Annotated in this window: 25 protein-coding genes; 14 read left to right on the forward strand and 11 right to left on the reverse strand. The window is 59.7% G+C overall.

What is annotated here, in order from left to right; all coding sequences use genetic code 11:
• Nucleotide 1: 1 nt before the first annotated feature.
• From ACRWA7_RS32270 to ACRWA7_RS32280, 3 genes are all read right to left on the reverse strand, one after another.
• Nucleotides 2-700: a hypothetical protein gene (locus ACRWA7_RS32270; protein ID WP_438394731.1), complete on the reverse strand. Its 699-nt coding sequence runs from the start codon at nucleotides 698-700 to the stop codon at nucleotides 2-4.
• On the reverse strand, nucleotides 700-1,530 hold the full coding sequence (locus ACRWA7_RS32275; RefSeq protein ID WP_438394733.1) for a DUF2092 domain-containing protein: 831 nt from the start codon (nucleotides 1,528-1,530) through the stop codon (nucleotides 700-702). The genes ACRWA7_RS32270 and ACRWA7_RS32275 overlap by 1 nt, the downstream gene beginning before the upstream one ends.
• A gap of 124 nt (nucleotides 1,531-1,654) precedes the next feature.
• A complete protein-coding gene (locus tag ACRWA7_RS32280) occupies nucleotides 1,655-2,113 on the reverse strand; it encodes a glycine zipper domain-containing protein (protein ID WP_060857788.1) in 459 nt (152 codons plus the stop codon).
• On the opposite strand from ACRWA7_RS32280, the gene ACRWA7_RS32285 reads away from it, so the two are divergent.
• The 5 genes from ACRWA7_RS32285 (at nucleotide 2,112) to aqpZ (ending at nucleotide 6,713) form a co-directional block, all read left to right on the forward strand.
• Complete coding sequence (locus ACRWA7_RS32285) at nucleotides 2,112-2,363, forward strand: hypothetical protein (protein WP_438394735.1); 252 nt, start codon at nucleotides 2,112-2,114, stop codon at nucleotides 2,361-2,363. The genes ACRWA7_RS32280 and ACRWA7_RS32285 overlap by 2 nt on opposite strands.
• Nucleotides 2,364-3,086: 723 nt before the next feature.
• Nucleotides 3,087-3,578 (forward strand): helix-turn-helix domain-containing protein, encoded by a 492-nt coding sequence (locus tag ACRWA7_RS32290; protein WP_244164165.1) that lies wholly within the window; start codon nucleotides 3,087-3,089, stop codon nucleotides 3,576-3,578.
• Nucleotides 3,579-3,643: 65 nt separating this feature from the next.
• On the forward strand, nucleotides 3,644-4,252 hold the full coding sequence (locus ACRWA7_RS32295; RefSeq protein ID WP_063493263.1) for a copper-binding protein: 609 nt from the start codon (nucleotides 3,644-3,646) through the stop codon (nucleotides 4,250-4,252).
• 57 nt (nucleotides 4,253-4,309) lie between these two features.
• Entirely contained in the window at nucleotides 4,310-5,722 is a 1,413-nt protein-coding gene (locus ACRWA7_RS32300) for a DUF2252 domain-containing protein (RefSeq protein ID WP_060857707.1), read from the forward strand.
• A 247-nt stretch (nucleotides 5,723-5,969) separates the two neighbouring features.
• A complete protein-coding gene (gene aqpZ / locus ACRWA7_RS32305) occupies nucleotides 5,970-6,713 on the forward strand; it encodes an aquaporin Z (protein ID WP_438394737.1) in 744 nt (247 codons plus the stop codon).
• A 94-nt stretch (nucleotides 6,714-6,807) separates the two neighbouring features.
• Here aqpZ and ACRWA7_RS32310 read toward each other — a convergent pair whose 3' ends face one another.
• On the reverse strand, nucleotides 6,808-7,011 hold the full coding sequence (locus ACRWA7_RS32310; RefSeq protein ID WP_056364527.1) for a cold-shock protein: 204 nt from the start codon (nucleotides 7,009-7,011) through the stop codon (nucleotides 6,808-6,810).
• Nucleotides 7,012-7,391: 380 nt separating this feature from the next.
• Between ACRWA7_RS32310 and ACRWA7_RS32315 the strand changes: the two genes are divergently transcribed.
• Entirely contained in the window at nucleotides 7,392-7,967 is a 576-nt protein-coding gene (locus ACRWA7_RS32315) for a hypothetical protein (protein WP_438394738.1), read from the forward strand.
• Nucleotides 7,968-8,248: 281 nt separating this feature from the next.
• Here the strand turns inward: ACRWA7_RS32315 and ACRWA7_RS32320 are convergent, their stop codons facing one another.
• Nucleotides 8,249-9,364: an aminotransferase class I/II-fold pyridoxal phosphate-dependent enzyme gene (locus ACRWA7_RS32320; protein WP_438394739.1), complete on the reverse strand. Its 1,116-nt coding sequence runs from the start codon at nucleotides 9,362-9,364 to the stop codon at nucleotides 8,249-8,251.
• Nucleotides 9,365-9,487: 123 nt separating this feature from the next.
• On the opposite strand from ACRWA7_RS32320, the gene ACRWA7_RS32325 reads away from it, so the two are divergent.
• Nucleotides 9,488-10,381 carry a LysR family transcriptional regulator ArgP gene (locus tag ACRWA7_RS32325; RefSeq protein WP_060857703.1) on the forward strand — a complete coding sequence of 298 codons (894 nt, stop codon included), beginning with the start codon at nucleotides 9,488-9,490 and terminating at the stop codon, nucleotides 10,379-10,381.
• Between the two features lie 21 nt (nucleotides 10,382-10,402).
• On the opposite strand, the gene ACRWA7_RS32330 is transcribed toward ACRWA7_RS32325, so the two are convergent.
• On the reverse strand, nucleotides 10,403-10,750 hold the full coding sequence (locus tag ACRWA7_RS32330) for a hypothetical protein (RefSeq protein WP_438394741.1): 348 nt from the start codon (nucleotides 10,748-10,750) through the stop codon (nucleotides 10,403-10,405).
• A gap of 282 nt (nucleotides 10,751-11,032) precedes the next feature.
• Between ACRWA7_RS32330 and ACRWA7_RS32335 the strand changes: the two genes are divergently transcribed.
• Nucleotides 11,033-11,326, forward strand: a complete 294-nt coding sequence (locus ACRWA7_RS32335; RefSeq protein WP_438394743.1) for a hypothetical protein — start codon at nucleotides 11,033-11,035, stop codon at nucleotides 11,324-11,326.
• 15 nt (nucleotides 11,327-11,341) lie between these two features.
• Here ACRWA7_RS32335 and ACRWA7_RS32340 read toward each other — a convergent pair whose 3' ends face one another.
• Both ACRWA7_RS32340 and ACRWA7_RS32345 read right to left on the reverse strand, forming a co-directional pair.
• A complete protein-coding gene (locus ACRWA7_RS32340) occupies nucleotides 11,342-12,094 on the reverse strand; it encodes a hypothetical protein (RefSeq protein WP_438394744.1) in 753 nt (250 codons plus the stop codon).
• A 34-nt stretch (nucleotides 12,095-12,128) separates the two neighbouring features.
• Nucleotides 12,129-13,511, reverse strand: a complete 1,383-nt coding sequence (locus ACRWA7_RS32345) for a sigma 54-interacting transcriptional regulator (protein ID WP_438394745.1) — start codon at nucleotides 13,509-13,511, stop codon at nucleotides 12,129-12,131.
• A gap of 328 nt (nucleotides 13,512-13,839) precedes the next feature.
• On the opposite strand from ACRWA7_RS32345, the gene ACRWA7_RS32350 reads away from it, so the two are divergent.
• The 3 genes from ACRWA7_RS32350 to ACRWA7_RS32360 all read left to right on the forward strand — a co-directional run bounded on the left by ACRWA7_RS32350 (nucleotide 13,840) and on the right by ACRWA7_RS32360 (nucleotide 14,901).
• Nucleotides 13,840-14,118 (forward strand): GlsB/YeaQ/YmgE family stress response membrane protein, encoded by a 279-nt coding sequence (locus ACRWA7_RS32350; protein WP_060857699.1) that lies wholly within the window; start codon nucleotides 13,840-13,842, stop codon nucleotides 14,116-14,118.
• 267 nt (nucleotides 14,119-14,385) lie between these two features.
• Entirely contained in the window at nucleotides 14,386-14,625 is a 240-nt protein-coding gene (locus tag ACRWA7_RS32355; RefSeq protein WP_060857698.1) for a hypothetical protein, read from the forward strand.
• Nucleotides 14,626-14,652: 27 nt separating this feature from the next.
• Nucleotides 14,653-14,901: a hypothetical protein gene (locus tag ACRWA7_RS32360; protein ID WP_438394747.1), complete on the forward strand. Its 249-nt coding sequence runs from the start codon at nucleotides 14,653-14,655 to the stop codon at nucleotides 14,899-14,901.
• 319 nt (nucleotides 14,902-15,220) lie between these two features.
• On the opposite strand, the gene ACRWA7_RS32365 is transcribed toward ACRWA7_RS32360, so the two are convergent.
• Both ACRWA7_RS32365 and ACRWA7_RS32370 read right to left on the reverse strand, forming a co-directional pair.
• A complete protein-coding gene (locus ACRWA7_RS32365) occupies nucleotides 15,221-15,661 on the reverse strand; it encodes a DUF488 domain-containing protein (RefSeq protein ID WP_438396849.1) in 441 nt (146 codons plus the stop codon).
• A gap of 98 nt (nucleotides 15,662-15,759) precedes the next feature.
• On the reverse strand, nucleotides 15,760-16,644 hold the full coding sequence (locus tag ACRWA7_RS32370; RefSeq protein WP_060857695.1) for a LysR family transcriptional regulator: 885 nt from the start codon (nucleotides 16,642-16,644) through the stop codon (nucleotides 15,760-15,762).
• Between the two features lie 122 nt (nucleotides 16,645-16,766).
• On the opposite strand from ACRWA7_RS32370, the gene ACRWA7_RS32375 reads away from it, so the two are divergent.
• Together ACRWA7_RS32375 and ACRWA7_RS32380 are read left to right on the forward strand one after the other, a co-directional pair.
• Nucleotides 16,767-20,303 (forward strand): ABC transporter ATP-binding protein, encoded by a 3,537-nt coding sequence (locus ACRWA7_RS32375; RefSeq protein ID WP_438394749.1) that lies wholly within the window; start codon nucleotides 16,767-16,769, stop codon nucleotides 20,301-20,303.
• A gap of 366 nt (nucleotides 20,304-20,669) precedes the next feature.
• The gene (locus ACRWA7_RS32380) at nucleotides 20,670-21,506 is read left to right on the forward strand and encodes an SDR family oxidoreductase (protein ID WP_438394751.1); all 837 of its coding nucleotides are present in this window, start codon (nucleotides 20,670-20,672) and stop codon (nucleotides 21,504-21,506) included.
• A 218-nt stretch (nucleotides 21,507-21,724) separates the two neighbouring features.
• Here ACRWA7_RS32380 and ACRWA7_RS32385 read toward each other — a convergent pair whose 3' ends face one another.
• Nucleotides 21,725-22,642: a LysR family transcriptional regulator gene (locus ACRWA7_RS32385; protein ID WP_438394752.1), complete on the reverse strand. Its 918-nt coding sequence runs from the start codon at nucleotides 22,640-22,642 to the stop codon at nucleotides 21,725-21,727.
• Nucleotides 22,643-22,756: 114 nt separating this feature from the next.
• Between ACRWA7_RS32385 and ACRWA7_RS32390 the strand changes: the two genes are divergently transcribed.
• Entirely contained in the window at nucleotides 22,757-23,938 is a 1,182-nt protein-coding gene (locus ACRWA7_RS32390; protein WP_438394753.1) for an alpha/beta fold hydrolase, read from the forward strand.
• Nucleotides 23,939-23,945: the final 7 nt, after the last annotated feature.

Here is a 23,945-nt window from a genome sequence, read left to right on the forward strand (position 1 = left end):
CTTACCTGGGAGCGGTTACCACGATGTACTGCACTTGTGTCCCGTAGTACTGCGGCTGATACCAGTTCGGACCGCAATGCTGGTAAGCAATGCCGTTGACAATCACGCTCGAACAGCTTGGCGGCAATGTAGCCACCGTCGCGCCGACGACAACCGCCGTGGTCACGCCCACCGCTACACCAACCGCGACCGGGTCGACGTACCAGCCGTCGTGGTAGTGATCATCATCGTGATGATGATCGTCGTCATGATGGTGGTCGTCGTCATGGTGATCGTCGTCGTGGTGGTGGTCATCGTCGTGGTGGTGGTCATCGTGGTCGTCGTGGTGACTGTTGTTGCCGCCGCCATTGTTGTGGCCGCCACCGCCGCTGCTACCACCGTTGTTGTGATCACCGCCGCCGCTGTTATGACTGCCGCCCCCGCCGCCGCTGTTGTGACTGCTTCCGCCGCCGTGACTGTCGCCAACGTTGCCGCCATGCGCCGCGCCGCCGCCCGCATGGCCGCCTTGCATCCCGCCTTGCATCCCGCTTCGAGGAGCGCCGCCGTGAAAGCCTCCTCCGCCGCCATTAAAACCGCCACCGGGTGGCGCGTGGATACTCGTGCGCGCGCCGCCGCGAAAACCGAATGCGTGCACGCTTATGGATGTCGCGAGGAAAACGCCGGCAATGCCGGCAACCGCAAGTTGTCTGGTGCGAAACATCATTCACTCCCCTCAAACGGCGTGCGCGAAGCAGGCTTGAGTTCAATAGCCTTCGCGTTCGCCGCCGGCCGGAAAGTAAAGGTCGATGCCGGGAATTCCGGATTGATCTTCCAGTGATAAGTCGCGACATGCCGAGGACGCGCACTCTGCGATGTATCGACAATCGCCATGCGGCATGGCAGCGGCCTCGATCCGCTCTGGATCCATATCTCCCAGTCGGCCCCGCTCTGCTGGTACGCATAATGGTTGCACCAGCGAGTATCCACGCGCTCCAGTCCAAGAAACAAAGCAGAAGTCAGCGTGACGTCGTCCACCTTGCCGTTGCCCCAATAGAACAGGTCGGCAAGCGGAGTATCGATGTTGTAGGTCGTCGATAATTCACGCACGAGCAAATCGTTCGACGGGGGCGCGGGGTTCGTCGAGTAATAGCCTTCCGCCGTATTGAAGATCGTGAAATGCCGGCCATCGTAGATCAGGCCTTTTGGCGCACGGCTGCCCGTGACGTCCGCCCTCATGCGATTGGGGCGCTCCACCTTGAGATCGGTCTCGTGAAGGAAGGCAAGGGTCTGGCCGCTATCGAGCACGGCATCGGTTGACGTGGACGCGGTGACATCGAACCGATTCAGCGAGCGCAGGTACTGCGACATGGCGCCCAGTGCATCGAGTGCCTTTTGCTGGCGCTCGGGCTGTGCGGTCGCGGCGGTGCTGCTCGCGGGGGTTGGGCTTGACTGCGCGATCGCGTTCGTCACGCTGACGCCGTATGCGACGCACGCAGCGGCACACGCAACGGCAAGCGCAGCACGCGCGGTTTGAGGCTTACGGCTTGGCACATCGTCCTCCTTACTGGAAAGTGGCACCGACCGAGAGCTCGACGGCATTCCCCTTCGGCCGGTTGAGCACATCAAATTCGTCAACCATCTTTGTGCTCGTTTTTTCTAGCGCCTCACCTGTCACCTATTGGACGGTATAACCACGTCCCTGCATGCAGGCGCCATATGAGCGCCAGTAGGTATTCATTTCGGACTGCGTATTAGCCTGTGCGTTCTGCGCTTGCGCCGCGTGCTGACGGCGGCTGCGCACCCCGCCCGCCACGGCGCCCGCCGTCGCCCCGACCGCTGCGCCGTGTCCGGGATCGTTATGGTTGACATCGCCGATGAGTGCGCCCGCCGCAGCGCCCCGCGCAGCGCCGCCTACTCGCGCACCTGTGGGCCCTTGCGGCGGAGGCGGCGTGCCCGCGACCACCGCGGGATCAATGCCCGTGTTCTGTTTTGCCCATGCGTAGCACGCGCCATCGTCCTGTGACTGTTTGCTGGCGCTTTGCCCATGCGCGGGATAAACCGCCGGCTTCTGGGCAAGCGCCGCGTGTGTGGCGACGGTAAGCGTGGCAGCTATTGCCAGATAGGATGTTTTCATGACGACCTCGAAAAACAATTGGTGCGATGGAGCTTCCCGCTCGCCGGATGCAATAACGCCGCTTTGTTTTGTAGTCTCGTTTGCGCGCGCAATATTTGCGGTACGCGGATTGAACCGTTTGATCCCAGAGCAGGATTGGGCGCGGAAGAAAAATCTTTTGTGCGGGCATTCGCGCCAAAGACGCTTGCCGCATGGTGATTTTGAGCATTTAATGACGCAGCAAGAATCGGCGCATTATTGCTTTTATTAAGATTGTGCGCGCTGCTTTTCCCGAGCGCGGACCTCGACAATATTGCGACAATCGAACTGTTACAGAACGATCGGACAATTTTCGACGGATGAACACGCATGGTTTTTCCGATTTAAAAACCGAAGCGCATAGTTAGCCCAAAAGCGTTAATCAAACGACGCTTTCATTTCAACTATGCGAATTGATCCCTCCAACTCAGGAGAGGGATTGAAGTGATTCCATAAAATCAGTCTCCGCTAATCAACGCGGTGATGCGGCTCAGGCTATACGCCTGAGCGAGTAAAGGCCATGCATAAATCCTCTCAGGGCGAAGGCAGGTGTGGACGGGTCCGACGGATTCCGGCCTCGCGCAGCACTTTTTGGCTTACGTTTGTAGCGGATGCTAGCAAACGTTTTCTGGTTTGCCAAACTTATTTTGTAACGGTACCCGGTCTTAATTCAAATGATCAAAGTGTTTCAGAAAACGTTAGCAAACATTCGACACGGTTTTAAACTTCATCTCTCGATAGGCAAATTCGGACGGAATATCAAGCAAAAAAATTTCTCCGAGATCGCCCCAAATCGCGTGAAACGAGATATTGGTGAAAACATTGAACCCATTAGAACCATAACGCCAATGAGTAGAGCAAATAGTTATTAATTATCTAGTAAATTATTAAATTTCCAATTGTCTTCTCGTATTGATTCTCTCTGAATCAAAACGAATCGCTGGACTGTTTCAGTATGAGATCCAGAAACTGCGACGAAGCGGAGATAGAAACAAGCGGCGACGACCACCGTGCATTCCTGAAGACAAGGACATTCGCACAGATGCTTTCTCAGCCCGAAAACCTGCCTAGCGTTGTGCGCCGGATGACAGCGGGCCAAATGCTGCTTGACGGAGCCTCAGTGGAGAACGTGGCCGAAGAGCTTCACTTGTCCCTGGCAACGGTCAGGCGCTACAAGGCGCTTATCGACGCGGGCGGCCTCGATGCATTGCGGCAGCTGGGCGTTGGCGGCCGATCCTCAGCGCTTGATCAACACGCGCTCGAATGGATATCGGCGGCGTTGCAGGGCCCGGCGAAAGTCCACGGCTTCGACAGCGACGCCTGGACAAACGCGCGCCTGCGCTCGCTCATCGAAACGCGATATGGCGTGCGCTACTCGCGCGTCTATATCTGGCAAATCGCAACCAATCTGGGCCTTGGTCACCTTTTGTCGAAGTCTCGCAGGTAAGCAATACAGCGAGCAACGCTGCGCCACTCATCACTCATCCGTCACACTCTGCATAGGAACTACATATGAAAAGTCATTACCGCACGCCCTCGTTCAGCATGCACGTTGCACGAACTGCTCTAATCGTCTGCGCTCTGTTCGCGGCGCCCGCAATGGCGCAAACGGCGGCATCGAGCGTCGGGCCCGACGGCATTGGCGCGGCCGCGACCGCCGAGACACAGGCGCAGGTCGTCGGTATCGATACCGCGTCGAACAGCGTCGCCCTGCGAGGCAAGAGCGGAAAAATCGTGAACGTCGCGGTCAACCCGGACATAGCGGATGTCGGCAAGCTGCAACTCGGCGACACCGTCGATATCCGCTATGAAAATGCCCTGCTCGTGCGTGCGACCAAGGTGAAGTCCGACGGCATACGCGAGCGGATTGTCGAGACTGCGGCCGTTCCTGAATCCGGCGGATCGACCGCCACGGCGCGCCGCGTACAGGTTGTCGCGACCGTCCAGAAGGTCGATCAGGCGCATCGGACCATTACGCTTCGCGGTCCATACAAAACGGACACGTTGCGCGTCGGTCCGGACGTGCCGCTTAAAGACATCAAAGTGGGCGATAGCGTGCGGGCGGAGTTTGTGGAGGCAACCGCCGTTCTCGTGACCCGCAATGGCGCTCCAGTCAAATGAGCGGCCATCGAGACGAAGGCCCGGACGTCGATCACAAGCCCGGCAAGAGAGGCGTTAATGGCGGGTGAAAGCAAGCTGGCGTCGCGCATCGCAATGGGCAAGGCGTATCGGGAAAACATGGGCCGGTCCGCGCACGCGAAGCTCGGCAAGATCGACCGCGATCCAGTGGAATTGCTCGAACAGAGCAGCCTCGGGCGCGTGAACCGGCTGGTCCCACTCCGATACGGACGGATGATGGCATCGCCATTTTCGTTCTTCAGGGGTAGCGCAATCCTGCAGGCAAATGATCTCGGCAAGAGCCCAAGCACGGGGCTCGTCTTGCCCATCTGCGGCGATGCGCATCTGATGAACTTTGGCGGATTCGCGACGCCCGAGCGCCAGCTCATCTTCGATCTCAACGATTTCGATGAGGTCGCTCTCGGCCCGTGGGAATGGGACCTGAAACGGTTGACGGCAAGCTTCATGGTGGCGGCGCGCCACATGCGCCTGAGCCGGCTGGCTGCGGAGAAACTGGTCGAGACCGTGGTCGCGCAATACCAGACCCGGATGCGTGAATACGCGGATTTCAGCGCGCTCGAACTCTGGTATGAGCGCATCACGTTCGAACGGATGCTGGATACGGCTGTCACTCCTGAACGCAGGCGTCTCCTGCGCAAGGGAATGGAAAAAGCCGCGAGCCGCACGCACGAAAGCATGCTCGAAAAGGTCGCCGAGTTCGACGGCGAGAATTGGACCCTGCGCGACATGCCTCCAGGCATGTTCCATATTCACGGCGCCAACACCCTGTTCGATTCAGACGATGACTGGTTCAAGCTCGGCAACTGGGAAGCAGTGATCAAGCGCATGTTCGCGCAATACGTGAAGACGCTCGCGCACGACCGCCGCGCGCTGCTGCGCCATTTCACCGCGCAGGATCTGGCCTTCAAGGTAGTGGGTGTAGGCAGTGTTGGAACCCGATGCCTCGTGCTGCTCATGATGGACGAACTCGGCAAACCCATGTTCCTGCAGATCAAGGAGGCGCGCCTGTCGGTAATCGAGCAGCACTTCGAGGCAGAGAAGCTCGCCCATGCCGGAGAACGCGTGGTTCGCGGTCAACGCGTGATGCAGGCCGCCAGCGATATCTTCCTTGGCTGGGGTACGGGTCCTTCCGGGCGTCATTTTTATTTCCGTCAACTGCGTGACATGAAGCTGTCGGCGAATATCGAATTGTTCGATGTCGATGTACTCGAAGGCTACGCACGCCTATGCGGCTGGATCCTTGCGCGTGCGCATGCAAAGGCGAGCGGCAAGGCGATCGAGATCAGCGCGTATTGCGGACAAGGCAGCCAGATGACAGAAGCACTCGTCTCTTATTCGACGGCCTACGCGGATCAGGTCGAGCGAGACTTCGATCTTTTCACCCAGGCCTGCAGAAGCGGCCGGCTACTCGCACGCACCGACGAAGACATGGCGGCGGACTTTCACGTCTGAGAGCCAGCACAGCAGTCGTGAACATTGGAAAAGACATGTTGATGTGGTCGATTTTTAAAATCCCTGACCTACACTAATTGCGTAACCGGGAGCTCCTATTCACTAACCCCGAGTCAGCAGACAAATAGTCAGTACGACTAGCTACAAGGCCGATCATCGAAGGAAAATAGTGTCGGCCAACAGAAAGTCAGTTGAAGCAGTCTGCCGGCTTATATCGCAAACCGTTAAAACTAATGGAAGGCACATCATGCGATTACACCAACGTCTCACTGCGGAATTATTTGGCACGTTTTGGCTAGTAATTGGCGGATGCGGGAGTGCGGTGCTTGCCGCAAAATTCCCGGGTATTGGAATTGGTTTTGTGGGGGTATCGCTGGCATTCGGATTAACCGTGCTGACCATGGCTTATGCACTCGGCCATATTTCGGGCGCCCATCTGAATCCGGCAGTCAGCATTGGCCTTTCGGTCGCAGGCCGCTTTCCGCCCAGGGAACTCCTGCCGTACATTGTTGCGCAGGTGATTGGCGCAATGCTCGGCGCATTCGTGCTGTATCTGATTGCATCGGGCGTACCGGGATTCGACGCCGCCGCCAGCGGCTTCGCCACCAATGGTTACGGCGCGCGCTCGCCCGGCGGCTACTCGATGACCGCCGCCTTGATCTGCGAAGTCGTGATGACGTTCTTTTTCGTACTTGTCATTCTGGGTACAACCGATGGCCGCGCAATTTCCGGATTCGCGCCGCTCGCAATTGGCCTGTGCCTGACGCTGATTCACCTGATATCCATTCCGGTCACGAATACGTCGGTCAACCCGGCGCGCTCGACCGGACCTGCGCTCTTCGCGGGCGGCGCGGCGCTGGGACAACTCTGGCTATTCTGGGTGGCGCCGATTATTGGCGCGTTTATCGCGGGGGCGTTGTATCCGCGGCTCTTCCCGGAAAAAGTCACGGCGGTCGCGCCGGCGCCGCTTGCTATCGATGCTGCACCCTGACTCGGGTAGAACTGGGACCCGCACCATAAAAACCATAAAAAATGGCCCGCCGAAGCGGGCCATTCAGTCATGCAATCAAGCTAGCTGTAGCGAATTACAGCGGCTGGATGTTCGATGCTTGCAGACCCTTCGGGCCTTGCTTCGCTTCGTAGCTCACTTTCTGGTTTTCCTGCAGGGTTTTGAAGCCTTCCGTGCGGATTTCCGAGAAGTGCGCGAACAGGTCGTCACCACCGCCGTCCGGCGTGATGAAGCCAAAACCCTTCGCATCATTAAACCACTTCACAATACCTGTTGCCATTTGCTGATTTTCCTAGAAGAGACGTAATTCCGTTTGGTAGCGCCACCCGCCGTCAAACGGCAAAGCGTTGCTGCCTCCTTTTACCACGCGAAAATGACACTCGGCAATTGGATTCTCCCCGAAGTTTTGGGAATTTACGTCCAAATGCCCGTGTACATCGTGCGGAGACGCTTGCCGTTCATCCGAGCGGACATGCGAATAATAATTAAAACATTTGGTAAGGCAAAGAAATAAGTCGATTTTTATCGATCATTGATCGTCCCTAGACGCCGAGACAATGAGAAAAGCCGTCGATACCGGCGTTTGCGGTGCCGTTGTTTTTCGCGAGCGATCTCAGGAACGGTGAAGGTTGCGTGTAGTTCGTCCTCACCGTCAACCGTATGAAAGTTGTTTGTAACAGGCGGGGCCTGGGGTCATCAGCGGGACTGATAGCGGCAGCCGGCGGGACCGCGGTATTTGCGCGGGACGCTTGCGATCAGTGCCGACAATCCGCTGCGTGCCTCGGCAGATACACGGCTAATGCGCAGCCGGCGTTTGCATCGGCTGGAACCGGCGCATTGAACGTACGCGGACGGCTTACGAACAAGGAGTGGGCGCAAATCGCTGGTGCTTGTCGTGCCTCGAAATTACGTCGGACGAACACCAGCAGTGCGCTCAACACGGCATTCGGGCCGCATGAGTCGTCACTTGGCCGACTGCGCGTCAGAGGCGGTAAGGCAAGCGGTTCCAGCACGTTGCTGATTAACAACGTCGGCGGCACGGGCGCTGCGACCGCTGCTAATGGCATACCGCTTCGTCGCGCAGTCCGTGACCGCGAGCTATCCCGCCAATCCCGGCGGCTCGCATCAACCGACGATTGGCGGCAATGCCGCAGTCTGATGGGAATGGTAGAACCCGCGCCTTTATTGGCCGCGTTTCGGCGCGCTGCAATCGGGCGCGCCGTTGGCTTTGAGTAGCGGTGTGATTCCCTGTCCTTCGGCAATGAGGTATCGGCAGCCCGTTTCGTGATCCGTTTCCAGCTGAAGGTTGATGTCCTCGGTCGTCTCGCGCGTGAATCTGTTAAATCCTGCGCTGGAGGCAGATCGCGGTTCGGTGTTCTGGGCATGCGCCGCGAATGACGCACTTGCCGTGAGCAATACAAGCAACCACTTCATAGGTGTCCCTCGTGACATTTTTTGCGCAAGACTTTGCGCAAACAAGCAATTCCGTTCGATGGAATCCTTCGCCCGAGGTTCAACTAACCGCACTGCTCGCGCAAATAGTTATCGAAGATGCCGAGGACATCGGGCAGATTGCGCCGTCCCACGCCAATGCGAATGTGCGTGTCGCCGTGATCCAGCAGCGCCCCGGGAAGCAGAAGCACGCCGGTACGCTCAAGCACTTGCGAGCAGAATCGCGCCGCTCCGCCGTGCTTCAGACGCGGGAAAGCGACCGTGCCCGCTGTAGGCCGCTGCCACTCCAGAATCTCGTGATGACGCGCAAAGAACGGATCGAGTGCGGCCAGATTGCTCCGGACGATGGCCGTATTTCGTTGCGTCAACGCATCGGTATGACGCACGGCGATGGTCGCAAGATATTCGCTCGGCGCGCTGTTGCAAATGGTCAGGTAATCCTTGAATGTATTCATGGCGGCGAGCACATCGCGATCGCGCGTCGCGACCCATCCCACGCGCAAGCCCGCAAGTCCATGCGACTTCGATAACGCCCCGAGCGAGATCGCTTTCTCGTAGACATCGCATGCGGCAGGAAGCCGGTGCGCGGGATCGTGTTCGAGTCCCCGATAGACTTCATCGCTGAAAAGCCATAGCCCGCGTCTGCGCGCAAAGCGCACGATTGCATCGAACCGTTCGCGATCCGGAAGATAACCCGTTGGATTGTGCGGCGCGCAGATGAGCAAGGCCTTCGTCTCAGGGCGCACCAACTTCTCCAGTTCGTCCGGATCGAGCGCCCAGCCCTCGGACTCCCGCGCCATCCATGGCGACACGGAAACACCCAGCGCCCGCGCCACCGAGTAATGCGACTGATAGCCAGGCATGTGCACGATCATGTGATCGCCGGCCCTGAGCGTGGTGTTGACGAACGAGAAGATCGCTTCCTGCGCGCCGGTGTGCACGATCAGATCATCGATACCAATCGATTCATACAACGTGGCAAGTTCGCGCCGAAGCGCTGGCGAGCCGGGGTATTCCGTATAGCCGAGCCACGTGTGGCTGAAGTTATCGGCGCAACCGGGTTCGAGCGCAAGAAGATCCGCAATCGACATGGATTCCGGGTCGGAACTGCACATCAGATAACGGGCGGTGAATTCGTGAACGGCGAAGTATCGTTCAAGCTGAAACGGCGCTGGATTCATGTCGGGTCCAAGGAGAAAAGTCGTGGCGTCCCGCTTCTGGACGCGCACGACAGAGAGGCGTAGTCTGCGCGTCGTCTGCGCTTAAAAAAAGCTAACTCTCCTAATGCCACTTAAGAAACGCTAATGCTCGATTACGCCCTCCTCGATGCGCTCGGCGCAGTTGTGCGCCACGGTTCGTTCGATCGTGCCGCGCGCGAGCTCAACGTCACGCCATCAGCCGTATCGCAACGCGTGAAACTGCTGGAAGAACGTGTTGGAAGCGTGCTCGTGAAGCGCGGCCAGCCGTGCATGGCGACGCCGCCGGGCGCGCTGCTGTGTCGTCACATAGAACGCGTGCGGCGGCTCGAAACCGAGCTTGGCAGCCAGATGCCGGCGCTCCCCGGCATGCTTGCAGAGGCGTGGCCGACCTTTCGCGTGGCGGTCAACGACGACAGTGTGGGCACGTGGTTTATCGACGCGGTATCGGATTTTTGCGTCGAGCGTGCAATGCTGCTGGATCTCGTGATAGACGACCAGGACCACACCGCACAACAACTGCGCGATGGCAGCGTGCAAGGCGCGGTGACCACGCAAGCCGAAGCTGTCCAGGGATGCCGCTCGACCAGGCTCGGGCGCATGCGATACCTGCCCGTATGTTCTCCCGTGTTTTTTGATCGGCACTTCGCCGCAGGTTTGACACGCGACGCCTTACGCCATGCCCCGCGCGTCGAGTTCAACTCGAAGGACCAGATGCAACGGCGCTTTATTCGCCGCATCACGCGCGCGGATCTGGACCCGCCGCGACATCTGATTCCGCACGTGGCGGGTTTCGTGCGTGGCTGCGCGTCCGGAATGGGTTGGGGCATGTGTCCCGAGCGCATGATCCGGCCGTTGCTCGAAACAGGTGAACTCGTTCGGGTCGTGCCGGGCGCGCATATGGATGTCGATCTTTATTGGCAAAGCTGGCGGTTGTCCATCGGCTGGCTCGACGACTTCAGGACCATGCTGCAGAAAAGCGCGAAGGCGTTCCTTGACTAGCACTGGTTCCGTAGTTGTTGCTCATCCGCCGCTCATTTGCCGATGTCCCGGCGATGCAACGCACGTCTGCAGCGCGTTTATTGCCACGCTCGCCAGATTGAGCGTTTCCTCGCAAGCCGCCACGTCGCTCAGCACGCGGCATCCGCCGCCGCGATTCACTTTCGTCACCGCTGCCCGCGCTCTGTCGAGCGCCGCTTCCGGCGATCCATTGTCTTTTATGAAGGCAGACATATTGAAGACGCTGCCTGCTCGCGACTCGACCAGTTGAGGACATGAATCAGTCGCTAAGACATCTGTCGCGAACAGCGTCGCAGAGAAAATCACGGCGAGTATCATGCGGCCATGCTTGATACGGAACGGGGCTTTCATCGGCAGCACCTCGTTACGGCGTGAAGTTCGGCGATGGCCGGATCGCGCCCGCAAAAGGAATCGAAGAGAATAGAAAGCCCATGCTCCAAGCCAGGCGCTGGCGCAGCGCGGCGACCTTGCCACGTTATCTGCTTGCAGCACGAAAGGTGCGGGCTTCAAACCGTAAACTACTCGTTCAAAATTACGATCAACAGGAAATTTCGAGCTTGTGCGTGGCTCTGTCTATCTCTGGCACGCCGTTTGCTGCGTGTTCCAGTTCACTTAAGAGCATTGGGGCAGCACATGACGTCGACAGTTTCCGTACCTGCCAAATATCGATCGGTACTCGCCGAGCGAGAGATCGATCATCTGGAAAAGATGTTGCGCTTATCCAAAGCGCACGGACCCGTTCCACATTTGAATGGCGCTTATTGGACGGCTCGGCTTACATTCGTGCAGGAACATTTCGATCTGGTCGCCGAGCAGGCAAAGCGCGTCAAGGCGCTGCTTTGTGTATCGGAAAAATCCGACGCTCCGGAGGCAAAGGGCAAGGGAACCAGTGGACTTAACGGCGGCATGCGTTCGTGGGCAGCCTAGGCGCATTGCGCCCGTTCATCGATTACGGCCTGCTTGAGCGGCCTGCGAAACAAGTCGTCGTGCGGACACGCTCGACGCATCCACAGCCGACGCTTGCGCAGCGTTATCCGAGACACATTGCCAGTCGCCAACCGCACGGCAATGCCATGCGCGATGCAAGAGACTGTCGCGTTGCTGTTCGCGGCTAGCGAGTTCAGCCTGCATCTGTTGCAACTGACCGGCTGCGCTAGCCCTCTCCAACATATCCGCCAGGCGTCGATGCGCAACCGTCAGATTCCGGTTTTCGAGCGCGCGATAAAACTCGCCGACGCGCCCATCCGCAGCGTTCGTCGCGGGTTGCGTTAATGGCGGATTACTCGCCGCCGCTCTTGCAGGCTGAGCCGGCATCACAACGCCGGTGACGAACGCATTGGGCGCAGCCGCTTGCGGTTCCAGATCCATGCCTGAAAAACGCGGTCCGCTAAAAGCCCAGACACCAACTGCACCGGCAGCGAGCACACCGGCCCACCAGATTCGCGTCGAGCGTTTCCTGCGCGCCCGATAAAACTTCAGCGCGCCCTCGGCAAGTCCGGGATAAGCGCCTCGTGAACGCTTGGGACGCGAAATACTTTTCCCGCCCAAAGCGGCGCTCGCGAAACTCGTCACGCGACGCAAGAAGTTCGGTGCATGACCGCAACGCCCGCATCTGTAAGTGCCTGCGGGAAAGTCATTGCCACACTCTTCGCATGTCGTCCACGCTGTGTGGCCGATAGACTCCAGCATGCGCATAAAAGTCTCCATGGTTAAGTGGGTATCGATGAAATCACAGAGCTTGGGCCGGATTGCCGGCCTCGTGCATTTCCTCGCTCGAGGTCCGTGTGGGCATTCCCAGATCCTGCATGAGCCGGTGCAAATGAACGCGGGAAATACCAAGACCGCGAGCCGCGTCCACGACCCGGCCCTTGTGTAAAAACAGCGCCATTTCGATGGCACGCCTGTCCGCCGCCGCGCGCGCCTCCCGCAGCGAATCCGGTGCATTCGCCACGTGCCCGGTTAGTTCGAGATCCTCAGCAGTGATGTATTTTCCCTCGGATAAAATTATTGCGCGACGTACGCGATTAATAAGTTCGCGGACGTTGCCCGGCCAGCCATAGTTATGCAATGCGGCTATCGCATCTGGCGCAAATCCATGTATTCGGCGTGCACGTTCGTCCCGGAATCGCTCGAGCGCATACAAAGCCAGTTCGGTGATATCTTTCCCGCGAACGCGAAGCGGCGGCTCTCTTATTTCCAGCACGCAGAGACGAAAGAAAAGATCGGCTCGGAAGCGGCCTTCGTCCACCGCTGCATGCATATCCACATGAGTAGCGGTGATCACGCGTACGTCCACATCTATGCTTTCGATGCCACCCAGTCTTTCGATTTTCCGCTCCTGAATAAAGCGCAGCAACGCGGCCTGACTTTCCGGCGGAAGGTCGCCAATTTCATCGAGGAACAAAGTGCCGCCGTGAGCCTGCTCGACGCGGCCGATCTTCCTTTGCGTGGCGCCCGTAAACGCTCCGCGCTCGTAGCCAAACAATTCCGAATGCAGCAGTTCGTGTGGAATCGCCCCACAATTCACAGCAATGAAAGGCATATCGCGCCGCGCCGATCGCGCGTGAATCATCTGCGCCGTCAATTCCTTTCCCGTGCCCGATTCACCTGATATGAACACCGTTGCATCAGTAGCAGCAACTTTTCCGATCGCTCGATGAAGCGCACGCATGACTTCGGATGATCCAATCATGCCGCTCGTCAATGCGCGGTTCGCCAGCGCCGCATCGTCCTGGAATCGCAGCGCTTCCATGCCAACCGCTTGCGACACTACATTCAGAATGCGCTCGTGCGAGGTAGGCATCGTGACAAAGTCGAAGCAATACTTGGCAATGGCATCGCGCACTGCCTGCAAGTCCCGCGATTGCCGCGATACCAGCGCAACCCACGCCACCGGCGCAAAACGGGAAAGCTGGTCAACCCTGTCAATGTGAACGTTGGACACTCCCTTGGTCAGATCGAGGAGGCCCGGCATCGGCGTTTCGGGTAGCTCTCCAAGCATGTTCGCGCTGGTTGCGTGCATCACTTTCCACGCGCCATTACTGAGGCTTTTCAAAAGCGTTTCGTCCGGTTTTTCGCCTATATACAGAAGCGTACGATGCACGCGGTCCATGGTTGCGAGAGATTCTCTGGTAAGCCATCTTTACACTTGAATGGGATCAGCTTCGGGCAAGGGCAGAAGACGCATTTGACCGGGTGACCCATCCTATCGATGCACATTCGTGACAGGTGAAACGAAAAGTTAGTTTGCGTTTCCATCGATGAAAAAGCTCGCTATATGTAACTGCATGCTTCATCGGGACTGGGCACGTTGTTTGCACCAACCAGACCGCCGCGTCAACTTGCGGCTTGCCAGCAACAACGTGCGCGCGAAATCGGCGATACCGCCATTAACGCGCCCGGATAGTCCACAATGCGCAACCCACCTTACGGAGTACGCTATGGAACCTGTTTCGCATGGAATTATTTTCTGGCTCATCATCGGCGCAATCGCGGGTGCGCTCGCTGGGCGAATTGTCGACGGAGGTGGCTTTGGCATCGTCGTGGACATCATTGTGGGGATCGTCGGCGCTTTCATCGGCGGATGGCTTGGAGGCGCGCTCGGGTTGCATCTGGGCAGTGGCGTGATCGGTTCGCTGATTACCGCCGTGATTGGGGCGGTGATCTTGCTGATCATCGTGCGGCTCTTCAGTCGTGGGCGCGCCGGACCAACGGTATAGCGCTGTGGATGACGAAAACCCCGTGCCTGGCACGGGGTTTTTTGTTGCGCGTCACTTATGGAATCAAGGCAGCACAACTGCTTACAAATCCCGCATAGAGCAAAGTGCTGAAGCTTTCGATGCGTCATGCACAGCTTTCATCAATGTGCACGCGGTAACTACACGTTACCAATCTCGCAAAGACGTTTCACTTGCGCGAGACGACTGCACATAGACTTTCATCGCCGGGAAGACATCGATGTCACCGGATGCTTCCAGGGATCAGGAATGAATAAACAGATTGTGATTGCCGCTCTATCGTCGATGCTGATCGCGGCAGCCGGCTCGGCCAACGCTGCGGGATGCCTCAAAGGTGCGCTTGTGGGTGGAGTCGCGGGCCATGTTGCCGGGCATCACGCGGTCGTCGGCGCGGTGGGAGGCTGCATTGTGGGACACCACATGGCAAAGGAAAAAGCTAAAGAACGGGCTATGGAAGCAAGTCAGCATTCCACCGTGAGACCTTCCTGAGCGCAGGACTGGAATGGAGAGAAACTCATGCTGCGACCCCGGAGCCTTCGAGTAATTGCACAGACAGAGGGCGCGCAAATGGCCGCCGACTACTGCGAGGAAACCGGCCGCCTTCGCATTCTGCGGGACGAAGTGCCCTTGCGCGAATGGTTTCCACCCAACTCCTGGATGGCCATTGCATCCGTGGCAGGCGCACGCAACTGGGGAACACGCCCGGACCTGAACGAGCTTCGCGCACTGCTCGCGAGCCAGATGATGCTGATGAACATCGGCTGATTGCTGGCACGGGTTGTTCGCCATTGCCTTTGGATAACTCCTGCATAACAACACGGATTGGTGTGCGCCGATTCTTGATAACCACGGCCGTTAGCGGATGCCGCTGAAGTTATCCAGCGACACATCGCGTTGTCCAATAAGCACGCCCGATGTTATGGATTCTGTAGAGCGTTGATCCAGCGAGAGATTCAATGCTTGTCCACAGAAACAAGCGATGCTTGTTAACTATTACTACGTATACATATCAATCAAGATAAAACATTAATGCGCGACGAGTAGTCGTGGTCGATAGCGCTTATAAAGTGAGCACGCTTTCACGTCACAGCAAATGTTCGATGTTCAGCTTGCCAGACCACTGCGAATTCAGATATTCGACTGCAAGTCTTCTATGGCATCTATCAGGCGTGTGCTCGCTGCAAAGCAAACACGCGCCGTCGAACATGACGGCGTCGAGATTGCTCTCGACTCGCCGCTTCGCAAGCAATTCCATGTAGGCCGCTGCGTATGCTTCCCATGTCAGTTCGCCGGATTGGTATCGCTTGAGATGGTCTCCCTCGGGCGCCAGTTCGCGAAGGTCGATGTACTGGACATCGAGTAGACCGGAAAGGAAGAACTCAAGGTCCGGTTTCTTCGAGAAGCCAGCCAGTTGCGATGTATTGTTCAGGCGCACATCGAGCAGCGTCCGGACTTCGGCATCTTTCAACAGCGTGAAGAACCGCTCCGCAGACTTTTGAGTGAAGCCGATGGTGGTGACTTTCATGGCGAGGGACTTGGTGGGCAAGCCGTTCAATCATCAACGCACTACGTTCCTGACTGGTCAACGATCGAGCGCTCACACGATTGCGTACTGCTTCAGATCTATTCCTTGGTGCCGCTTTCGTCCCGGAGGAATTCAATCAGAGTATCGAGCATTCGATGCCGACGCGTCGGCGCGCGGCGCACTACAAAACGCCAGGATGCAGGACGCGAGAGAACAGGAAACAGACGCACCAGACGTCCGCTGCGCAGTTCCGGATCAATCAGCGGTGAACGGCCGAGCGCGAGTCCCGCGCCGCCCACCGCTGCGCCAATGACCTGACTGAAGCTGCTGTATCGGACGATCTTTGTTTCGAAGTCCTCTGGAAGTCCGAAATCGTCCGACCAGTTGCGCCAGTCGATTTCAGGAGAATTTTCGTGCGCTTCCTGCAGCAGACGGCAACGGCAAACAGCCGTCGACGCAAACGGTTGCAACTCCGGGCTGCATACAGGAAACACTTCTTCCTGCAGAAGGACGATGTCGTCGGAGCGCAGCGCATGCTCCGCCACGTGCACGATAGCCAGATCGATGTCGTACCGCGAAAAGTCCGGCTCGCCTTCCTGAATGATGGCGTTCAACGGCGTCTCGGGATAACGGGCAGAAAACTCGGCAAGGCGGCGTGCGAGCCACATCGAGGAAAAGGGTGCGTTGGCCGAGACGGTCAGTTGCCGGGCCACGCCCTTGATTTGCGAACACGCCTCTTCCAGCAGCGACAGCGCGCCACTCGCCGCGGGCAGGAGGCTGGACCCTGCAGGCGTCAGCCGAATCCCGCCAATGCCAGTGCTGCGCTCGAGAAGCCGCGCGCCCAGCGACTCTTCCAGGCTGCGTATCTGATGGCTCACGGCGCTGGTCGAAACGCTCAGCTCGGCGGCCGCGCGGGCGAAGCCGCCAAGCCGCACCGCTGCTTCGAAGGCGCGAAGCGCCGACAGGGGAGGAATATTGGACATCGGGGTATTGTAGGATATTCAACACCCCATGAAAAACCATCTTTTGCCTGTGCCCTGCAACCGACGGTAAGGTCCATGGTCTTGCAGTGAAAAAGTAAAAAGCGGACCAACCGGAGGCAGGAATGTATTTCGATGGCAAGTTGTGGACGATGATGAAAGGCCTTCGGCTGCGCGTTGCCGCAGCAGTGGCCCTTGGTCTGATCGCCATGGTATTTGGGGTGCTGCGCTTCGTTTTCCTCGGCCGCGTTCTCGCGCTCGCTTATGAAGGGGCGCCATCGCGTCAGATTGCCCTTGCTGCAGCCGGCACGGTGGCCTGCATGATGCTGCGGGCCTGGCTCGATCATCGCCGGATCGTGCTGGCGCAGGGCACCGCCGGTCAGGTCCAGTCGGTGCTGCGCGCGCGGCTGTTCGACCGGATTGCCGAGCTTGGACCCGCGTGGTTCGGGGCGGAGAGAACCGGGGGCGTGATGCTCGCTGTCATCGACGGCGTGGAGCAATTGCAGACCTTCTTCGGCGCCTACGTGCCGCAACTGATCATCGCCGCCTGCGCGCCTGTGGTGATCTTCGCCGTGCTGGCGTGGTGGGACATGCCGACCGCGGCCGTGCTGCTGATCGCCGCGCTCGCGACACTGGCGCTGCCCATGCTGGTCCACAATGCCGACAAACACGCGGCAATCGCCCGAGCGGCGGCGTTCAAGTCCTTCGGCGAAGAGTTTCTCGATGCAGTGCAGGGCCTGCCGACACTCAAGGCGTTTGGCCAGGGCGAAGCCTTCGCGCAAAAACTTGCCGCACGCGCAAGAGCGCTCTCCGACAGCACCTTCTGGGTGCTCGCGCTCGGCTTGCTTACCCGATTTTTCACCGATCTTGGCACGGGTCTAGGCGCGGCCGCCGCCATCGCACTCGGCGCATGGCGCGTAAGCCACGGCGCCATGAGCCTGGAAGCGCTGCTGATTGTGCTCATGGCGGGAACCGAGATCTTCCGTCCGCTGCGCGATCTGCGTTCCGTGCTGCACCAGGGCATGATCGGCCAGTCGGCGGCGAGTGCCATCCATGCGCTGCTGGAAGCACGCAGCGATGCTCCGGCTACGGGCGCGCCGCGGATTCCGGCGCTTGCCGCGAGCATCGCGTTCGAGAATGTCGGTTTCTCCTATCCGGGTCGTCGCGCGGGTGCGCATGCTGCGCTGAGCTTCGAGATTGCGGCTGGCGAAACGATCGGGATCGTCGGGCCGAGCGGCGCGGGGAAGTCGACCATCCTGCGCCTGCTGCTGCGCCAGCACGACGCGCAGGCGGGCGTGATCAGCATCGGCGGCCACGACATTCGCGCGCTCGACCCGGAACAGGTACGCGGCATGATTGCGATCGTCGCGCAGGACACCACGCTGTTCGACGGCACCATCGCCGATAACCTGCGCCTCGGACGATTCGATGCCAGCGACGCCGACATGATCGCCGCCGCCACCGCGGCCAACATCCACGACTTCATTGCGGCCCTGCCCGATGGCTATGCAACGCGCATTGGCGAACGCGGCGCGACGCTCTCCGGCGGTCAACGCCAGCGCATTGCCATTGCTCGCGCGCTGTTGCGCGATGCGCCCATCCTGGTGCTGGACGAAGCCCTTTCCGCCGTCGATGCCGAGAACGAAGCGCTCATCCAGCAGGCGCTCGACCGCCTGATGCGCGGGCGCACGACCTTGATTCTGGCGCATCGCTTGTCGAGTGTTATCGGCGCCGACCGGATTCTGGTGCTGGATCATGGCCGCGTGGTCGAGAGCGGCACGCATGCGGAACTGATTGCGCGTCCGGGGGCGTATCGCCGTCTGATGGGTCCGCAAGTCGCCGCGACCGGCGACCGTCCGGACGTGGCAGAACGTGCGAGCACCGCGCCGGCTTCCTCGGGACCGCAAACGCGTGCGCTCGCCGAAGACGCCGCCGAAATCGGCTGGAGCGACACCTTGCGCACCCTGCTGCGCTTCGTGCGGCCATGGCGAGTGAAGTTGGCGCTGACCGTGGTGTGCGGCGTTGGGCGGGTGTTGAGCTTTATCGGCGTTGGTGCGCTCGGCGCGCTCGTTGTTGCGGGCGTTGCCTCGGGGCGGCCGGTGCTGGGGTTGACCATCGGGCTGCTGTTCGCCGCTCCGGTTGCAGCCACGCTCCACTGGCTGGAATCATGGCTCTCGCATGACATGGCTTATCGCCTGCTGGCGGAAATGCGCATTGCGCTGTTCGCCAAACTGGAGCGCCTGGCTCCCGCCGATCTGCTGCGCCGACGCTCCGGCGATCTGGTTGCGCTTGCGACGCAAGACGTGGAAACGGTCGAGTACTTTTATGCCCACACGGTCGCACCGGCGTTTGTCGCGGTGCTGATTCCGGCCAGCGTGCTGGTCGTGCTGTCAGTTGTCGCATGGCCGCTCGCCCTGGTGTTGCTGCCGTTTCTGGCCTGGGCCAGCCTCGCTCCGGTTTTCGCTCGCAGCAAGATCGACCGGCTCGGCGGTCAGGCGCGCGCGGCGCTGGGACAGCTTGGCGCGCATCTCACGGAGACAATTCAGGGCTTGGCCGAACTCGCTGCGTTTCAGGCAACGGATCGTCGTCGCGCTGTTTTTCTCAGCGATACCGCGGCTTATCAGGAAGATCGGTCAGCCCTGCTCGACGATCTGTCCCGTCAGAGCGCCCTCCTCGAAATCGCAACCGGCCTGGGCGGGCTCGCCGTGGCGTTGCTGGGCGCGTTGCTCGCCTCGCGGGGCTGGTTTGCGCACGAATGGCTCCCAATGCTGGTGCTGATTTCCGTTGCAGCCTTCATGCCGGTCGCGGAAATTGGACAGGTAGCGCGCCAGATGGCGGACACGATTGCCTCCACGCGGCGGCTGCATGTCGTCGAAGCCGAGGATGAACCGATTATGGATGGAGACATGTCCGTTCCACCTAACCCGCAAGTGCAACTTCATGCGGTGAGCTTCGCGTATCCGGGTCGCAGCGCGCCCGCGCTCGATCACGTTAGTCTGGCCGTGCGGCCGGGCAGCACTGTCGCGCTCGTCGGCGCTTCGGGCGCGGGCAAGTCAACGATAGCCAATCTCCTGCTGCGCTTTTGGGATCCGCAGGAAGGGACCGTCACGCTGGGCGGCATCGACTTGCGCCGCTTGCGGCTCGATGAGTTGCGCAGTCATATCGCGCTGGTCGCGCAGGATACCTATTTGTTCAACGACACGCTGGAGGCGAACATCCGTCTCGCGGGCCGCGATGTATCCGACGCCGATGTGCGCCGTGCGCTGGATCGCGCTGCGTTGAGCGAGTTTGTCGACCGTTTGCCTGAGGGCCTTGCAACGCGCGTAGGCGAGCGCGGCGTGCAACTCTCGGGGGGCCAGCGTCAGCGGGTTGCAATTGCTCGCGCGTTCCTCAAGGATTCACCGATCCTGATCATGGATGAAGCGACCTCGCACCTGGACACCATCAGCGAGCAGCAGATCCGCGCGGCGCTCGAAGAATTGATGGCACATCGCACGTCGATCATCATCGCGCATCGTTTGTCGACCATTCAGAACGCGGACACGATTGTGGTCATGGACGCCGGACGAATTGTTGAAGCTGGCAGCCATGCCGAACTACTGGCCGCTCGTGGCGCGTATGCACGGCTTGTGGCGCATCAGTCCGGCGTGCTTGCCGCGTAGGGGTATCGGGGATTGCAGCGGACCGCTGGCTTGGTGTGCGCGCGGTTAGTCGGTCTGATAACCGGACGACGGTTCCAGTGCGCCGTTGATGCTGCGAGGCCTGGTTCTGTTGATTCCATGCTGCGCGTGGTCCGCTGGAAACGCGTGACGCCAAACATCCAGGAGCTTCGCCAAGCGCGTAAAACTGAGGTGCCCGGCTATAGCCAGAAACGGTAGCAAGCGGTCCGGTTGATCCTTGTCCATAGTGGATTGTGAAGCTGTGGTTCATACCGCATCCAACTTTATACCGTTCAACTATGCAAACCGGTGACGTAGTCTTGTTGGCGAAGCGCGGCATTGGCCGCCGCATACCTACAGGAACGGAAAATGTCAGTACGTACATGGTTCATCACCGGCATCAGCAGCGGCCTCGGCCGCTTGATGACCGAGCAGCTTCTTGAACGCGGCGAGCGTGTTGCCGGAACGGCGCGCAAGCCGGAATCGGTGGCCGATCTGCAAGCCCGTCATGGCGAGCAATTGTGGGTGGCATCGCTTGATGTGACCAATACGCCCGCGATTCGCAATGTCGTCAATGCGGCGTTCGCGCGTTTTGGACGTATCGATGTTGTGGTGAACAACGCCGGTTACGGCCTTGTCGGCGCGGCCGAGGAACTGACCGATGAGCAGATCGTCCAGCAGTTGAATACCAATGTCATCGGCTCCATTCAGGTGGTACGCGCCGCGCTGCCGCATCTGCGCGCGCAAGGCGGCGGCAGGATCATGCAGATATCGAGCATGGGCGGACAGTGGGCGATGCCGGGGCTGTCGCTATATCACGCGTCGAAATGGGCGGTGGAAGGGTTCCTGGAGTCGACGATGCTCGATATTGCTCCGTTCAACATCGAGGTGACGATCGTGGAGCCGGGAAGCGCGCGTACGGAATTCGCGGCTAACAGCGCGGCAATTTCTCCCGCGATGGACGTTTATGCGGAAACGCCGGCTGGCGCGGTACGGCGATTGATTGAACCCGGCTACAGGACTCAGCCGGGGGATCCGGCCAAGATGGTTCGCGCGATGATTGAATCGGTGGATCTGAGTCCGGCACCGAAACGCCTTGCTTTGGGCAGCGATGCATATAGGAATATTAAAAGCGCGCTGTCGGAGCGGCTGGCAGAACTGGAAGGTCAGAGGGAGATTGCGGTGTCGACGGATTTTTTAGGGTGAATTGGAGTGGATGGGATGGTAGGGGGTTGATTGAAGCGGTAGTCGTTAGTTACCGCGTTTTTGCAGCAGGCGATATTTCATCGTTGAGAACGGACGGTTGTTAACGACCTTGAGATGCGCGAGGACGGTTCGTTATTGACGGGTCTTGCCGGCCGCAACCGGCGGCAATCGGACCCTGAGCGGCTGCTTTTACTTGACCCTTCTCAACGGCGGCTCTTCTAAGGCATCTCCCTGCGATCCCAAGGCGGTTCATCGCCGAACGCCTCGGCAAGGTAATCGACGAACCGCCGCACTTTGAGCGGTATGCGCCGCACGCTCGGATAAACCGCCTGAATCGTCAGGTCGGCGGCGCGATAGGCCGGCAGTAGCTCCACGAGTTCGCCGCGCCGGATGTGCGCACCGAACACAAAAGTCGGGCCGTACACAATGCCCGCTCCGGCAATCGCGGCGGCTAGCAGCATTTGGGTATTGTTGGCCGTCATCCGGCAAGGCCCATCGATGATGTACGCGCGGTTCTTGCGGTCGCGCAACGTCCAGTCTTCGGCCGACACGGCCTCGCTGAACGCCAGTCGTTGCGCGCTCAGCAAGTCGTCCGGCTTGCGCGGCGTTCCGTGGCGCTCAAGGTAGGCGGGAGAAGCACACATGACCATGCGGCAAGGCGCGAGCCTGCGCGTCACAAGTCCCGGGTCCTCCAGCCGTCCAATCCGGATTGCGACGTCAACGCCCGCATCGACGAGATCGACATAGCGGTCTCCGAGCTGCACTTCCACGTTGACGTGCGGATGATCCTCCATGTAGCGCGCCACAACCTCGCCCAGGTGCATCGCGCCGAACGTAACAGGCGCGGCGATGCGCAACACGCCGCGCGCCGTGCCTTGCGAATCGCTCGCTTCCCGCTTCGCTTCGTCGAAGGCTTCGAGAATCCGCTTGCAGCGTTCGTAGTAAGTCTGGCCGGTATCGGTCAGATTCAAGCGCCGCGTGGTGCGGTGGAGTAGCTGTGCATTCAGTTCGGCCTCGATTGCACTCACGTGCTTGCCGGCCATCGCTGCCGACAGCCCGAAGCGGCGCGCCGCTGCCGCGAGGCTGCCTTCTTCGACAGCGGCGACGAATACGCCGAGGCTCGTAAGTCTATCCATATTGCCCCCTTGATTCGATAACGGAATTATCGACTGAATACACTGCTCAGGTAATTATCAAATAAGGGAATCGAATCTACTATTCGGGCATCAGCTACGGACAAGGGCACAAAAATGGTAATCCAGTCGAACGGTACGCGGATTCATGTGACGCAGCGGGGCAACGGCGAAGTGGCGCTGGTGTTCCTGCACTACTACGGCGGCTCGGCTCGCACGTGGGACGCGGTAGCAGACGGACTGGCCGACCGGTATCTGATCGTAGCCACCGATCACCGCGGCTGGGGCGACTCCGAGGCGCCTGCCGACGGCTACCGTATTGCAGATCTCGCCGCCGACGCCGAAGGCGTTATCGAAGCACTGGGGCTGCGGCGCTACGTTTTGATCGGTCATTCGATGGGCGGGAAGGTCGCTCAACTCATCGCATCGCGCCGGCCGGACGGCCTCGAAGGCCTTGTGCTCGTCGCGCCGTCGCCGCCGTCGCCGATGCTCCTTTCCGACGAGCAACGCGCGACGTTGACCGGCGCCTATCAAACGCGCGAATCGGTGCAATTCGTCATCGATCACGTGTTGACCGCGAAACCACTCGACGCCGCTCACCGCGAGCAGGTCATTGAGGACAGTCTGAGGGGAGCACCGCAGGCCAAGGCGGGCTGGCCAAACGTGGCCATGCGCGAAGACATTACCGCGGCGACGGCGTCGATCGAGGTGCCGACGATCGTCATCTCCGGCGAACTCGACCAGGTGGATCGCATCGCAACGTTGCAGGCGGAACTGCTGCCTCGCATCCCGCACGCGACGATGCACGTCCTGCCGGGAACGGGACATTTGTCGCCTCTGGAGGCGCCGGCCGAGGTGGCGCGGCTCATCGCGCGATTCGTCTCTGCGATCGAGAGCAAATCAGTCGTGTGCCACTCGCCCGAGCAGGTCCCGGTCGCTTTCGATGCCGCGCTGAACGCCGGCGATCTCGATGCCGTGCTTGGTATGTTCAGTAACCAAGCCACGATGCGCATGACGAGTGGCGAGGTGGTGCAGGAAAGCCCCGCCGGTTTGCGCGTCAGCCTGGCTCAGTTGCTGGCATTGCGCCCGCATATCCGCAACGAAGTGCGCCGTGTGCTGACGAGCGGCGACATAGCCCTCGTCCTGCTCGACTGGACCCTGAACGTGACGCTACCGGACGGTCGCGCTCAAGAAGAGCGCGGCACCGCTACGCAGGTTATGGAAAAGGGTCGGGACGGTGGGTGGAGGCTGCGAATCTCAAATCCGGCTGGATTGAACTCAACGGCGCCGGAGGTGTAACGCCCTC

Source organism: Caballeronia sp. DA-9 (assembly GCF_051615025.1).
Taxonomy (GTDB): domain Bacteria; phylum Pseudomonadota; class Gammaproteobacteria; order Burkholderiales; family Burkholderiaceae; genus Caballeronia; species Caballeronia sordidicola.